This window comes from Pseudomonas sp. ICMP 8385 (assembly GCF_002699915.1).
GTDB classification, from domain to species: domain Bacteria; phylum Pseudomonadota; class Gammaproteobacteria; order Pseudomonadales; family Pseudomonadaceae; genus Aquipseudomonas; species Aquipseudomonas gessardii.
Window position 1 is genome coordinate 63,656 of sequence record NZ_LKBY01000095.1, and the last position, 12,335, is coordinate 75,990.

14 protein-coding genes and 1 pseudogene are annotated in these 12,335 nt (G+C 53.2%); 4 read left to right on the top strand and 11 right to left on the bottom strand.

Annotated features, from left to right (window positions below; translation table 11 throughout):
- The first annotated feature begins 100 nt into the window (after nucleotides 1–100).
- Together istA and istB are read left to right on the top strand one after the other, a co-directional pair.
- Nucleotides 101–1,695, top strand: a pseudogene (gene istA / locus AO268_RS13200) (IS21 family transposase).
- An 83-nt stretch (nucleotides 1,696–1,778) separates the two neighbouring features.
- Nucleotides 1,779–2,582 carry an IS21-like element ISPsy20 family helper ATPase IstB gene (gene istB, locus AO268_RS13205; RefSeq protein WP_029241171.1) on the top strand — a complete coding sequence of 268 codons (804 nt, stop codon included), beginning with the start codon at nucleotides 1,779–1,781 and terminating at the stop codon, nucleotides 2,580–2,582.
- Between the two features lie 240 nt (nucleotides 2,583–2,822).
- On the opposite strand, the gene AO268_RS13210 is transcribed toward istB, so the two are convergent.
- The 3 genes from AO268_RS13210 to AO268_RS13220 form a co-directional block, all read right to left on the bottom strand.
- Nucleotides 2,823–3,488 carry a DUF3150 domain-containing protein gene (locus tag AO268_RS13210; RefSeq protein WP_257154378.1) on the bottom strand — a complete coding sequence of 222 codons (666 nt, stop codon included), beginning with the start codon at nucleotides 3,486–3,488 and terminating at the stop codon, nucleotides 2,823–2,825.
- 77 nt (nucleotides 3,489–3,565) lie between these two features.
- Nucleotides 3,566–4,537: an AAA family ATPase gene (locus tag AO268_RS13215; RefSeq protein ID WP_099168933.1), complete on the bottom strand. Its 972-nt coding sequence runs from the start codon at nucleotides 4,535–4,537 to the stop codon at nucleotides 3,566–3,568.
- A 93-nt stretch (nucleotides 4,538–4,630) separates the two neighbouring features.
- Nucleotides 4,631–4,990 carry a hypothetical protein gene (locus AO268_RS13220; RefSeq protein WP_047229952.1) on the bottom strand — a complete coding sequence of 120 codons (360 nt, stop codon included), beginning with the start codon at nucleotides 4,988–4,990 and terminating at the stop codon, nucleotides 4,631–4,633.
- A 1,808-nt stretch (nucleotides 4,991–6,798) separates the two neighbouring features.
- On the opposite strand from AO268_RS13220, the gene AO268_RS13225 reads away from it, so the two are divergent.
- Nucleotides 6,799–6,993: a hypothetical protein gene (locus AO268_RS13225; RefSeq protein ID WP_099168934.1), complete on the top strand. Its 195-nt coding sequence runs from the start codon at nucleotides 6,799–6,801 to the stop codon at nucleotides 6,991–6,993.
- Nucleotides 6,994–7,011: 18 nt separating this feature from the next.
- On the opposite strand, the gene AO268_RS32725 is transcribed toward AO268_RS13225, so the two are convergent.
- From AO268_RS32725 to AO268_RS13260, 8 genes are all read right to left on the bottom strand, one after another.
- Nucleotides 7,012–7,152 (bottom strand): hypothetical protein, encoded by a 141-nt coding sequence (locus tag AO268_RS32725; RefSeq protein WP_169990593.1) that lies wholly within the window; start codon nucleotides 7,150–7,152, stop codon nucleotides 7,012–7,014.
- 353 nt (nucleotides 7,153–7,505) lie between these two features.
- Nucleotides 7,506–7,811, bottom strand: a complete 306-nt coding sequence (locus AO268_RS13230) for a hypothetical protein (protein WP_099168935.1) — start codon at nucleotides 7,809–7,811, stop codon at nucleotides 7,506–7,508.
- A gap of 177 nt (nucleotides 7,812–7,988) precedes the next feature.
- Entirely contained in the window at nucleotides 7,989–8,168 is a 180-nt protein-coding gene (locus tag AO268_RS13235; RefSeq protein ID WP_099168936.1) for a hypothetical protein, read from the bottom strand.
- A gap of 66 nt (nucleotides 8,169–8,234) precedes the next feature.
- Nucleotides 8,235–8,441 (bottom strand): hypothetical protein, encoded by a 207-nt coding sequence (locus AO268_RS13240; RefSeq protein WP_099168937.1) that lies wholly within the window; start codon nucleotides 8,439–8,441, stop codon nucleotides 8,235–8,237.
- 249 nt (nucleotides 8,442–8,690) lie between these two features.
- Nucleotides 8,691–9,218 carry a hypothetical protein gene (locus AO268_RS13245; protein WP_099168938.1) on the bottom strand — a complete coding sequence of 176 codons (528 nt, stop codon included), beginning with the start codon at nucleotides 9,216–9,218 and terminating at the stop codon, nucleotides 8,691–8,693.
- 319 nt (nucleotides 9,219–9,537) lie between these two features.
- The gene (locus AO268_RS33745; RefSeq protein ID WP_373562127.1) at nucleotides 9,538–9,930 is read right to left on the bottom strand and encodes a Rap1a/Tai family immunity protein; all 393 of its coding nucleotides are present in this window, start codon (nucleotides 9,928–9,930) and stop codon (nucleotides 9,538–9,540) included.
- 209 nt (nucleotides 9,931–10,139) lie between these two features.
- Nucleotides 10,140–10,532: a DUF6957 family protein gene (locus AO268_RS32385; RefSeq protein WP_074321239.1), complete on the bottom strand. Its 393-nt coding sequence runs from the start codon at nucleotides 10,530–10,532 to the stop codon at nucleotides 10,140–10,142.
- Nucleotides 10,533–10,895: 363 nt separating this feature from the next.
- Nucleotides 10,896–11,534 carry an antitoxin Xre/MbcA/ParS toxin-binding domain-containing protein gene (locus AO268_RS13260; RefSeq protein ID WP_306474135.1) on the bottom strand — a complete coding sequence of 213 codons (639 nt, stop codon included), beginning with the start codon at nucleotides 11,532–11,534 and terminating at the stop codon, nucleotides 10,896–10,898.
- A gap of 227 nt (nucleotides 11,535–11,761) precedes the next feature.
- On the opposite strand from AO268_RS13260, the gene AO268_RS13265 reads away from it, so the two are divergent.
- Nucleotides 11,762–12,310: a 3'-5' exonuclease gene (locus AO268_RS13265; RefSeq protein ID WP_038444646.1), complete on the top strand. Its 549-nt coding sequence runs from the start codon at nucleotides 11,762–11,764 to the stop codon at nucleotides 12,308–12,310.
- Nucleotides 12,311–12,335 lie beyond the last annotated feature (25 nt).

Consider the following 12,335-nt stretch of genomic DNA (forward strand, 5'->3'; position numbering starts at 1 on the left):
AAAACTGACCCAGTAGAGGCTGTTCTGCCGACTGAAAACTGACCCAGGTGTTCAACTGCTTCTGCTCACTTTTTGAGCAGGAGAACACAGGGTGATCAGCATGGAAATGTTGGGAAAAATCCGGCGGATGTACTTCCGCGACAAGCTCTCGCTGCATCAGATAGCCAAGCGTACCGGGCTGTCGAGAAACACCATCCGAAAATGGGTCAGAGCGCCCGAAGCCACTCAGCCAGCGTACCAACGGTGCGCAACCTTCAATAAGCTCAGCCCTTTTCACGAGACCCTGGAGCAGGCGCTCAAGGCCGATTCGTTCCGGCCAAGACACAACCGCAGGAGCGCCAAAGCGCTTTTCGAGCAGATCAAGGCCGAGGGTTACGACGGCGGCTACAGCCAGCTCACGGCGTTTGTCCGCTCTTGGCGAGGGGAGCAAGGCAAGTCTTTACGCGCTTTTGTACCGCTGACGTTTGCTCTCGGTGAGGCCTTTCAATTTGACTGGAGCGAAGAAGGTCTGCTGATCGGTGGTCTTTTTCGACGTGTCCAGGTCTCCCACATGAAGCTGTGCGCCAGCCGCGCATTCTGGTTGGTTGCGTACCCCAGCCAAGGCCACGAGATGCTATTTGATGCCCATACGCGCTCGTTTGGAGCGTTGGGTGGCGTGCCACGTCGCGGCATCTACGACAACATGAAAACGGCTGTCGACAAGGTCAACAAAGGTAAAGGCCGCACGGTCAACGCCCGGTTTTCCGTGATGTGCGCGCACTATCTGTTCGATCCGGACTTCTGCAACGTGGCCTCTGGCTGGGAGAAAGGCATCGTCGAAAAGAACGTGCAGGACAGCCGGAGGCGAATCTGGCTCGATGCTCAAAATTGCATGTTCCATACCTTTGAGGAGCTGAATGTCTGGCTCGGCCAACGTTGCCGGTCGCTCTGGAGCGAACTGGTGCATCCGCAGTACAACGGGCTGACGGTGGCCGAGGTCTTGGAGCTGGAGCAGGTCGAAATGATGCCAATGCCGACGGTATTTGATGGCTACGTCGAGCGTACCGTGCGGGTCTCCAGCACCTGTCTGATCAGCGTGGCGCGAAATCGCTATTCAGTGCCATGTGAGAGAGTCGGCCAGTGGGTCAGCAGCCGTTTGTACCCTTCGCGGATCGTGGTCATTGCCGACGAAACGGTGATCGCCAGTCACGAGCGCCTCTTTGATCGAGATCAGGTCAGTTTTGACTGGCAGCACTACATCCCACTCATCGAACGCAAGCCTGGTGCATTGCGCAACGGCGCGCCATTTGCTGATTTGCCAAAACCGTTACGGCTTCTCAAACGAGGACTGAGGCGTCACACCAACGGTGATCGAATCATGATGCAGGTACTGGCTGCTGTGCCAATTGCGGGTCTCGAACCAGTGCTGGTGGCGGTGGAGCTGGTACTTGAATCGGGAAGTCTGAGCGCCGATCACATCCTCAATGTCGTTGCCCGCCTGACCTCCATCTCGAACCAGTGCTGGTGGCGGTGGAGCTGGTACTTGAATCGGGAAGTCTGAGCGCCGATCACATCCTCAATGTCGTTGCCCGCCTGACCTCCACCACACCACCTCCCTGTGTAGAAACCAGCCTGCAACTCAAGGTCGCGCCTGTTGCCAATACGGCACGCTACGACCGGCTCCGTGCGACCGATGAGGAGAATCGCAATGCGTGACACCAGCCTGCAACTCAAGGTCGCGCCTGTTGCCAATACGGCACGCTACGACCGGCTCCGTGCGACCGATGAGGAGAATCGCAATGCGTGACCTAATGACTGAACTCAAAGAACTTCGCCTGCACGGCATGGCCAGTGCTTGGGAAGAACTGGTCTCTCAAGGAACAGCGTCGACGGCTTCATCGAAATGGCTGCTGGAACATCTGCTTCAGCAGGAACATGCGGATCGCGCGGTACGCTCGGTGAATCATCAGATGAACATGGCAAAACTCCCCATGCACCGTGACTTAGCTGGCTTTGACTTCAGCGCTTCCAGCGCTGATGCCCGGCTGGTCAGCGATCTATCCAGCTTAGCGTTCACTGAAACCGCGCAGAATGTCGTGTTCATCGGCGGCCCTGGAACCGGGAAAACACACCTGGCCAGTGCCTTGGCTGTATCCGGAATCACGGCCCACAACAAACGCGTGCGCTTCTTTTCCACGGTGGATCTGGTGAATCTGCTGGAGCGTGAGAAGTACGATGGCAAGGCAGGGCGAATCGCCCAGGGACTGCTACGAACAGACCTGGTGATACTGGATGAGCTGGGGTATTTGCCCTTCAGTCAAAGCGGCGGTGCCCTGTTATTTCACCTGCTGTCCAAACTGTACGAACACACCAGCGTGGTCATCACCACCAACCTGAGCTTCTCGGAATGGTCGAGTGTGTTTGGCGACGCCAAGATGACCACCGCGTTGCTGGATCGGCTGACACACCACTGCCACATCGTCGAAACGGGCAACGAGTCCTACCGACTACAACACAGCACCTTGGCCGCGCAGACAAAGATCAAGTCACGGGAACGAAAGCGCAAGGACGGAGATGATGTCGAGGACGATGAGCCATTTTGATCCGCACCATAAATGCCCTGCCGCTTGCGGTGGGGCTTGATGGTCTTGAATCGGAACACTGCTGCTAAGCTTATCCACAATTGCTGGGGCAAAAATCAGCAATCCGTCCTGGGTCAATTTTCAATCGGCAGGGTGGGTCAGTTTTAAATCAGCGCCAACAACTTATCCACAATTGCTGGGGCAAAAATCAGCAATCCGTCCTGGGTCAATTTTCAATCGGCAGGGTGGGTCAGTTTTAAATCAGCGCCAACAGGCGTTGATCTTCCGTACAGTGTTCAGCGTCGTTTGCGTGACATGGCCACGAGTGGCCAAGCCTGTTTCAAGCAAGCGCTCGGCTGTATCTGCCGTCTCAGCGTACAGCTGATCTGACAAACCACGGACCTGAGTACCCAGCGTGTTTGAGAGATGCTTGTCACCATCTGGGGAAACACGGCATGCCGCGTAACCAAAGTGCATCCCAGCGTCTACCTGCGCCTTCGGTGTTACCGAGGTGCGGATAGCGTCACGCCACTCCTGCTTCTCCCAGCCCTTATTGATCCACTCAGTGATCCAGCGTTCGTAATTGGGAAGAAAGTTATTTTTCAAGTCGTAGAATTGCGTTTTGAGCACTTCCAGTCGGTCTACAACCTCCTGAATTTTGTCCTGAGATACGGCATAGCCACCCAGAAACCTCACGCCACACTCTTCCACTACTTTCGTAGCCTGCCGTTTGATCTTCTCGAACGGTTTTAGCTTATCTGGGTCGATTACACGCATCGATCCCAGAGAAGCCAAAATTGTAGGAGGAATCTTACCCTCCAGCATTTCAGGCTTTAGTTTTTTCCTAGCAGTCCATAGATGGATGCCGGAAAGATCGACCAGCAATAGTTGGTCAAGGACTTTGATCTCACTCTGTTGAATGGACATTTCACGATTCTCCTTTCTCACATGCATGAAAAAGGGGGAATCGCGCCCTTGGGGGGGAGATTCCCCCTTAGGGTTTTTTACACAGCAGCTTTCCAATCGCCACCGAATACACTTTCGGCGATCTTACGAATTGCTGTCTTCTGAACTAGATCGCAGCGGTTGAGCAACGATTCATCCAGTGAAAGTTGAAGGGGATTAGACGCGCGTTGATGAGTGTATCCACAAGAGATACGCCCCCAACGAAGCAATGTCCGTGTGGACATTGTGACGCTCAGGTAATTACCACCTAATCCTTTATGCTGGTTACGAATTGAGTTCGCAACCTTAACCATATTTTTTGCCATATCTACAGGTAGCATTGGCAAAGTAGATATTAAGGTTTGTACTTCATCAGCTTCATCAAGGTACGGAACCTCAAGGACTCTGAATCGATCCAGCGATGCCAAGTTCTGCTGCATGGTGCCAGCATATACTCCTGAAGCATCACCCTGCCCTGCTGTGTTACCACAAGCAACGAACCGGAAGTTTGGATGCGGCTTAATGACCTCACCGTTATTTTCTGCAATCACCAAGGGCCTCCCCTCAGTAACAGCATGCAAACCCACAGTAACTGCCGGATCAAGGGCGTCATATTCATCGATTACGAATACGAAGCCATGTCGCATTGCTTGGGTAAGCGGCCCATCCACAAACTTCGTGTTTAGGTCACCACTTACCGGATCGGTGACAGGCAGGTTGTAACCAGTAAGCTCTGGCATTTCCATTCGGCTATGAGCCGAAACGGTGATGCAAGGCCAATTGAGATGGGCAGTGATTTGCTCGACGAGCGATGACTTACCAGTCCCCGTTGCGCCGATGAGCATGAAACTATCCCCAAACGGAGCGTAAAGCCAACCCATGAACGGCTTGACCAACATCTCGCGGAAGAAATACTTTCCGTTCTTCGGAGCGACGTGATGCATCCACTGGTGCCCATCAGCAAAACCAGGCGCTTTCGCGTTGGTATTGAATCCGAACTCACTCATTTCAACATGTGCGTTGAATTGCATTTTTTTAATTCTCCATTCTCGAAAGCAGTAGCCCAAGAAAAGGAGAATCCCCATAGGGGAAGACTCCCCCAGTGGGCGATTTATTTGTGCGGTTTACGCAGCAACTACTAGGTCGATGACAGACAGGCTGTCTTCACTGGTTTTTTTAGTGAAGCTTACGACTGGTGTGAGCCCGTGATAAACCAACTCGGCACACAACGAATGCATCATCCATGGCGGGCAGCTGACCAAAATGGTAGTTGCTCCAGTCTTCTTTGCTTCAGCAAGGGCAATTTCAGCAAGGCGCATAACACGCTTTGCGATACTTTCCTTGTTTGGCAGCACCGGGAAGAAAAGGAGATTACGAATCTCCTGGAATTCCTTCCAACTCGTTAGATCACAAACCCCGAAGGATTCGAGTTCACGTGTAGTTTTAAACTTGGTCAGATTAACGACGACGTTGGTATTGCTCATATTCTCAACTCCAGTTTTCAGAGCGGAGAAATCCCATACGGGTTTCCCCGCATGGGTAGGTTTTTAAGCTGATTAGAGTCGCAGCTAACGACCCGTGCGTGGCACGGACAAACATCTACGCTCATGCGTGGATGATTGATTCTGGGGGGTAGCATAGGTCAAATGGACTTACGCATACTTGAACAGCCCCGATCGGGACTGTGAAGATTCTTGAGCTGCAGTAGCGCGCAGCTTACGCACCTTTCGGCTGACCAATGATGCCTATTTACAGTGTGGCCTGCAAGCTTCTAGCATCACGCAAATTTGCGGCCTAAAGACCTTCGTTCCTCGCTTTAGGTTGCCCAGAAATATTGAGCCTCCACAGCTAAAAAACCCCGCTTACGCGGGGCCTGTTCCGGTCAAATGTCGTCGTAGTGATCGCGCAGCCAGGTCAACACCCGGTAGCCTTGGGCGACCTTGATGAGCGCGCAGAAACTTTCCCACGCCGCACGGCAACTCAATTTGAAAAGACGCATAGGCGGCTTCCTCAAAAAAGAAGCCTGGCCCCGCCGCCCTTACCGGGCAAGGCAGCGGTTCTACTGAAAGGGGTCAGCGCTTTCAGCGAGCCAGGTGTTTGTCGGCCCTTCCCTCCCGGCGCGTTTTCCAGACGCGGTGAAGGGGCCAGGGCAATACATGCCCTTGGATATACGTAATACCGCAAAACAGCGGGAAGAAAAAAGCACTTTCGCGCTTTTTTGAAATATAGAACCCCCCTATAACCATCCGTCCGGTTTTTTCTTGACGCGGCCCTGGCATGACGTTCTAGTCAATTTCCACAATCACAGCTCAATCCGTCTATATCGCCCGTAGTTACGCGGGGTTCCAAGTCGTTCAGCATGATTTGAATGATGCAAATCAACGCCGAATTCGCCGTCGTGATTTGGGATGAAAGAAAAAACCAACCACAAACGGAACTGCTTAGCCATTGCTAAACGGTCGAAACGTAATTTATGATCGATTCGTCAGCGCTTTCAGCGAACCGCATACCGAACTCCAATTCTGTAAGCACAAATAAACCGCCCCTCCAACGGCGGTTTTTTTGTGTCTTAACTCCGCCTCGGATTCGACACTCCGCGCCCAGCGCTTTTGCGAGTGCCAAAAAAAACCGCCCTGGCCTAAGCCAGAACGGTCCAACCTATCAGCCTTTACTGGTCATCAAGACAGTCTCGCAGCATTTCGTATACGTGATGAACACGCACACAAACCACCACGAAGTCCCACGCACGTTTCAAAAACTTAAACATGCTGCGGCCCTCCAGTAGTTGGGCCTAACCTCCAGTGCGCTTATCGGGATACGCGAACCTTTGGGATAACACGCTAGTGTCCCCTGTGAGGCGGCAGGGCTAAGGGCCTCCTGCATAAAACCCGACACGGATTACTAGCCCGTGGCAGGAGGTCCAAAATTCTCGCGCATGCCCGGCCAACCTCAAAGGCTGACGAACGCGGAACTACTAGCAATATACGAACAAAAACGGGCTTTGTGTTGCGGCGGATGGCCTCAATGAAGCCCAAAAACGCACACATATAGGCAAAAGCCCCAGCGGCCGGGCGTTTGCCGGGTATGGATTTTTTCGAGAAAGTCGCCCGCTGATCATTAATAACGATTATTTATTTACGCTAAACCGTAAACTCGATAGGATCAGCGAACGCTAGTGTTCCCTGTGAGCATGCAAGCCCGGCCACTAACCGGACCTGCAAAGAAAAACCGCCCTACTAAGGCGGTTTTTTTTCGTCTGAACTTTCTCCGTTACGCCTTACACGGAGTCGCTATGGCTATCACCCTGGAGCTGTCCGCCTTTGAGCTTGAAACGCTGGCTGACTTCCGCCGACTGCACGCTGAGTACCAACGCACAACCTCCAGCACGCCCAGCCTGGAACTTGACAAACTGTACAGCGCAATCAGCACCTCGGCGCAGATCCTCGCGGAAACCTTGGACAAGGCCGCCCGCGCCCATGGCGTGTAGCCAACGGCTATCAGGCAATCACTGCTCAAGTTCCTGCAGGCGCGCCCGGCCGGTGTTGTCGAAGGCGATATAAAGCGCTTCAAGGTCCGCCGGATTCAGGCCGCAGATGACCTCCAGGCCTTCGGCGTAGCCCTCGGCCCGTTCCAGGGCCAGGCGCACGGTGCAGGCATCCTAGGCAAGCTCCAGGCGCTCCAAGCGTTTTAGCGCGTGGTCACGCACCAGGGGCGGCAGCGGCCCCCGGCCAGTTGATCGGCGGCGCTCATGCTGGCACCGGGCTAACTGTGTCTAGCGCGGTTCGTAGCACTTGCAGGGGGTAACGTTCGCCGCGAATCAAGTTCGGGCACTTCTCTTTATGCCAGGCAAACGTAATCGCCCTGGCCGCGCTGTCGAACGGTTGACGCCCTTCGCAATGCCGGCATTCCAAATAACGTGGCCCAAGTACCCAGTCGCGCGCCCAGTCTTCAACCAGGGCGGCAGCGTAATGCGGTGCGTTACTGTCACGCGCGCTCATGTCACACCGCCAGGGCGGTGCAACCGGAGCGCCATTCCTTCCAACCGCTCATGGCGTAGGCCTTGGGCTGGATCAGTTGTTCAAAGGACTGCGTGCCGGGGCCCTCCAGGCCGTCCAAGTAAGCGCACAGTTCGCTCAAGGCCTCACCAAAGGGCACTGGGGCTTCGGCGCTCAGGGTGGCATTCAGGCGCTCGTTCAGGCCGGCGCCGAGCGCCTGGGGCAAGTCGTTGAGCAGCTCGCGCACCTGGGCACGGGTCAGCAGCGGTTCTTCGTAGTGGTCGAAGGCGGATAAGTGAGGCGCTGGCATCGAGGTCGCTTCCTGTTTCGAGTAAGGGCGAAGATTGCGTAACACCACTCCAGGGGGTTCTGGTGTGCCACTCCAAGGGCGTTATGGTTTCCGCGGGCACAAAAAAAGGCCCCAACACTCGGGGCAAGTGTGGGGGGCCTGTTTTACACAAGTGGCGTATTGTTAACGCCGATTCACTCAGTATATCGGCATCAATGGCGGTTCCCCGTCTTTCTGCCAGCCCAGATGGTATTCGGCGTACTGATCCGCACCGTCCTGACAGACGCACACGGCCAACAGCGTCCAACCATGGGTGATGTAGCTTTCGGCCTGGTGATAGGTGACCTTGATCAGCTTGCGGGTGTCTTCAATCGCCATTGATGCAACTCCTTGTGATGGTGGCCTATTGTAAGCACAGCGGCCGAGGTGGCGGAATTCCTTTGGTTATGACTGCTCGGCGACCTTGAATTCGCGCACGCGGGCTTCGGACCCCTCGCGGGCATCATCCAACAGTGTCAGGCGCTCGGTTTCAGTGATCGCGGCCACGTCATACAGCGCCTCGGCATAGGCGCGGGCATGTTCCTCGGTGCGGTCGATGTACTGTCGATTCGCCTTGGCGATAGCCAGCACCTTGCGCCGGGCTTGATTCATGTACAGCGTTTATTCGTGGTCGGTATAGGTCGGCATGGCGGGGGTTCCTTTCTGTTCGGTTCGTAAGGGGTTTCGAAAGCGCGTATGACGGGGCTCCATGCTTCGTTTTCCATGTCATTTCTCCTTGAACAGATCAGTGGTGGTTCGTCAGACAAGAATCGGCAATTGGTCGGTCAATATTCCGACTCCGCTTAGCTTTGACCTCCAACCGCAGTGCGCCACACCTTCTTCGACAGATCAGGCACTGCGTCAGAATCTATTTTGCGACCTGAAAAGCGTGCTGATAGAAACGGCCAGACGTTCTTCAAATGAAGCGTTGTGATGGATGCTACCGGGACTGTTAATCTGAGCCGCGAATTTGTTTAAGCCAGAGTGATTTTCAACGTATAAGTCCCCCACAAGGTGGCGAGGCACTCCGAGGCTGACCGATATATTGATAACCTCATCAAAATCCTCCGCACCATCTTCAAAATAGCCAGGATACCGAGGGACATACCCCTTTAGCTGTCCCTCATAGTTTAGAGCTATAGACTCACCAAATTGAATGAAAACAGGCTTCTCATCAAACCTATCATCTAGTTGACTCAGCTGAACCATAGCGCCCTTAATATCGTCCAGGCGTTTGAAGGATTCAAAGATGAATGCCTCAGGAACCCCAAACTTCCTCGCAACCATCGCAGCCTTGCGGAGATTTCTTTTAATTAAAAATTTGTATATGGCTTTGCCAATCACTACAACCAACAATATTGTGGTAACGAGGCCAATGATCTCAAACATAATTTCCCCCTAGTCCAGATCTTTTGGTTGTCACACTTGCGATTTCCTATACGTCTTCGTCGTTTGGATTTAGTCTAAAATGCCACGCCAACAGCCAGCCCATCAGCCCGGCAAACATCCCAAATATCTTTGTCGACCATAGGGACCCTCGACCTCCAAAATTGCAAATTTGAAGAACGCCAATTGCAGTACCCACGCAAGGACTCCAACGGTTATTCCGTGCCTTGAGGCAATTTTATAAGTGAGGGTGGCTAACACTGCGAGCGTAGCCAGCCCGATGATTGCGTGACTCAGTAAAATCGGCATGGCGTTTTCATTGTTAGTTACAGGGATATGCAGACCGCATGAAAAGGTAGACGGCTGCCGTACTTTGTTGAGCTTTAAGTTCATTACTCATTTTGCGATTTGCCCACCCCATAAACCCATCGACCAGTGACTTGTTCGTCACCTGATCTGGAATGCATATAGGGCCGCCCCGCTTGAAAGAATGCTCGTTGAAGGCATCCGCAAATGTCCAAGCGTCTCGCCAGATTTGAAACTGCACATTGCACAGAAAGACACTCGCCACATCGAGTTCGCTGGCTTTTGCTTGCGGAATGCTCACCGCCTTGCACGCGTCTACTAGACCTTGCCCTGTCGACCAATCGAAGCCCGACGCGACGGCTGGTGTAGCTCCCGCCAAAACCGATAGTGGACTGGTTGCCAACAACATAGTTTGACACAGCCCTTCTCGTAAATCGGGGCCTGTAGGATGACCCGGGATCCACACAACAGCAACATAGACTGACACAGACGGGTCGCACTTCAAATACGGGGCCCGATTGGTAACAACATAGATTGACACAACAGCGAGCGTTCATTCAGGCACGAAATATTATGTGAGCGCGACCGGTCACTCACCTGTGCGGAAATAGTCTTTTTTCAACACAGGCTCAGTGCGATGTCTAAATCCGTGCGCAACCTTCGACCGGTCCCCATCAGCACATAAACTGTGTTTTTTGTTCGAAATAAGCAGCCATGGGTGAAGGAAACACCCAGCGTTGTTCGGACCCAACCACCAGGCGGGAAGCGGCCTTTACTGTCTTGGATAACGGTCAAAGCGTAAACGAGAGCAGGTATTAGCTGTCTATCCGTAATGGCTTTTCGCTGACGTGTTGTAATGTCGAGATCCAATATTGCCCAATCAGCAACAAGACAATAGGCACGGGAAGGAAAATGCAGACTGGCGAGGGCCACAGCATCTGAGGTGGTGAGTTGGCACCCGTCTATTTTCTCACCCGCAGAAAGCACTGAGACAAAATCTGCCAGGTTCATTTGTACCTCCGGCCGATCAAAAAAAACTGATTCGAACGAGAAGCATCATTCAGCTTAGCTCCCCGCGACACACGAGGTTCCTATGCCGACCACTGGGCCATTTTACAGCTGGTCCGCCTTCTCCCCTCATCCCACTGAACGGGATGATTTCTATCTAGCTGTCACCAGATAAAGTGGTTTACGCCAGTACCCGGCTATGCCATTGCCGTGCTTGAACCTTACCTCGCGGTAGGTTCCGATGTGGGTGAAACCTAGTGCTTCATGGATGCCCGTGCATGCCGTATTCGGCAAGGCGACGCGGGCATAGGCGCATGAAATCCATGTTACTCAAGGAGCGGTAGAAGCCGTTTGGCTGCGACTGAATCAAAATGACATGCCCTCAGACACTTGAATCAGCATTTCTTCGACTAGATGTGTGCCAAAGGTTGTAGTGGCCACCGCCGATGGGCTTTCTCCTAAAAAACGGGCTTTGGGTTTGGAAAGCCATTGTTTGGCCTTCCCTTTGTCACCGAAGATCACCTCGGCCATGGCGCTAATATGTGCAAACCGGAACAGGCGATCGCTCTCATGCAACGTTAAAAGCTGATTGGCTGACAGTTTTGTTTTAAGCGTTTTGGGTTGAATGATTCTGTCGCGTTCTTCGTCGCTGAGGGTTCCATCATCACAAAGCATTTTTATCAGGCTGACCGAGAAGCCAGCTACTATCATGTCGTGAACGTCCAGATCCGAAGCATTGACAGAGATATGAAGAAGCGTCTCCAGACGCATGCGGTAAGCATGATAGACATCCTGACTCAGGACGCCAGCAAACATGGGCCGCACTGATATTGTGTTGTGCACGGGCGTCAGCACTAATGTGCCATTCGCTACCGTTAGCTCCAGGTCGTCCCCAACACCTAACCTCATTTGGTCAAGCAACTCTTGAGGCAGATCAATGATGATGTCGCCAGTTCCGTCCTCAGTTTTCTGGGATTTTACTATCCAACGCTCAGTTTCACTCATGATCGTCCGGCCCTCATCCGCCATCAGAGAATGACACACATCATCATGGTTGGGCCCAGAGCTGACCAAAGGAACGCGCAATCCGCTGGTAGACAGGCACTGCCGCTGCTCGAACGCCGGATAGCGAGTGAAACAGCAAAAAATGGGGCAATGGATATACCTGCCTTTCCACCTTCACATGGCTAAGAGCCTGAGCGTGATCAGTTAACTACACGAAAGGATATGACATGCACCCTGATGAGCTTTATGTTTCCGTCGACGTCGAGACTTCTGGGCCTATACCAGGCGAATACAGTCTGCTTTCCATTGGAGCTTGTCTTGTAGCCCAACCTGAAACGTCCATCTATCTTGAACTACGGCCTGACAGTCCGAAACACGACCCCGAAGCGCTGGCAGTATCGGGGCTGAGTCTGGAGAAGCTGGAGCGCGAGGGTCTCGCTCCGCAACAGGCGATGCTGACATTTGATCAGTGGCTGAGATCGTCCTGCCAAACGGGGCAAAAGGTCATTTTCGTAGGACTCAATGCACCGTTTGACTGGTCATTCGTCAATTACTACTTCCACAAATACCTAGAAACCAACCCCTTTGGTTTTACCGCTATCGACATGAAGGCCTACTTTATGGGCGCTGTAGGTTGCAGCTGGAAGGAAACAAAATCATCCAAAATGACCGCTGTGCTGAAGCCACTCAGCGAACCGAACCATAACGCATTGGATGATGCCCGCTTTCAGGCAGAGCTCTTCGCCCTAATGCTGGCGGGTAACTATAAACGCTGACCTGCCTTCCACCGCACTGACTTGA

What these genes read in the sequence shown, in the direction of transcription:
- AO268_RS13240 (WP_099168937.1), bottom strand. Translation starts at nt 8,441, where the DNA reads ATGAATCAAGCCCGGCGCAAGGTGCTGGCTATCGCCAAGGCGAATCGA.
- AO268_RS13220 (WP_047229952.1), bottom strand. Translation starts at nt 4,990, where the DNA reads ATGAGCAATACCAACGTCGTCGTTAATCTGACCAAGTTTAAAACTACA.
- AO268_RS13245 (WP_099168938.1), bottom strand. Translation starts at nt 9,218, where the DNA reads ATGTTTGAGATCATTGGCCTCGTTACCACAATATTGTTGGTTGTAGTG.
- AO268_RS33745 (WP_373562127.1), bottom strand. Translation starts at nt 9,930, where the DNA reads ATGTTGTTGGCAACCAGTCCACTATCGGTTTTGGCGGGAGCTACACCA.
- AO268_RS13230 (WP_099168935.1), bottom strand. Translation starts at nt 7,811, where the DNA reads ATGCCAGCGCCTCACTTATCCGCCTTCGACCACTACGAAGAACCGCTG.
- AO268_RS13210 (WP_257154378.1), bottom strand. Translation starts at nt 3,488, where the DNA reads ATGTCCATTCAACAGAGTGAGATCAAAGTCCTTGACCAACTATTGCTG.
- istB (WP_029241171.1), top strand. Translation starts at nt 1,779, where the DNA reads ATGCGTGACCTAATGACTGAACTCAAAGAACTTCGCCTGCACGGCATG.
- AO268_RS13265 (WP_038444646.1), top strand. Translation starts at nt 11,762, where the DNA reads ATGCACCCTGATGAGCTTTATGTTTCCGTCGACGTCGAGACTTCTGGG.
- AO268_RS13225 (WP_099168934.1), top strand. Translation starts at nt 6,799, where the DNA reads ATGGCTATCACCCTGGAGCTGTCCGCCTTTGAGCTTGAAACGCTGGCT.
- AO268_RS32385 (WP_074321239.1), bottom strand. Translation starts at nt 10,532, where the DNA reads ATGAACCTGGCAGATTTTGTCTCAGTGCTTTCTGCGGGTGAGAAAATA.
- AO268_RS13235 (WP_099168936.1), bottom strand. Translation starts at nt 8,168, where the DNA reads ATGGCGATTGAAGACACCCGCAAGCTGATCAAGGTCACCTATCACCAG.
- AO268_RS13215 (WP_099168933.1), bottom strand. Translation starts at nt 4,537, where the DNA reads ATGCAATTCAACGCACATGTTGAAATGAGTGAGTTCGGATTCAATACC.
- AO268_RS13260 (WP_306474135.1), bottom strand. Translation starts at nt 11,534, where the DNA reads ATGAGTGAAACTGAGCGTTGGATAGTAAAATCCCAGAAAACTGAGGAC.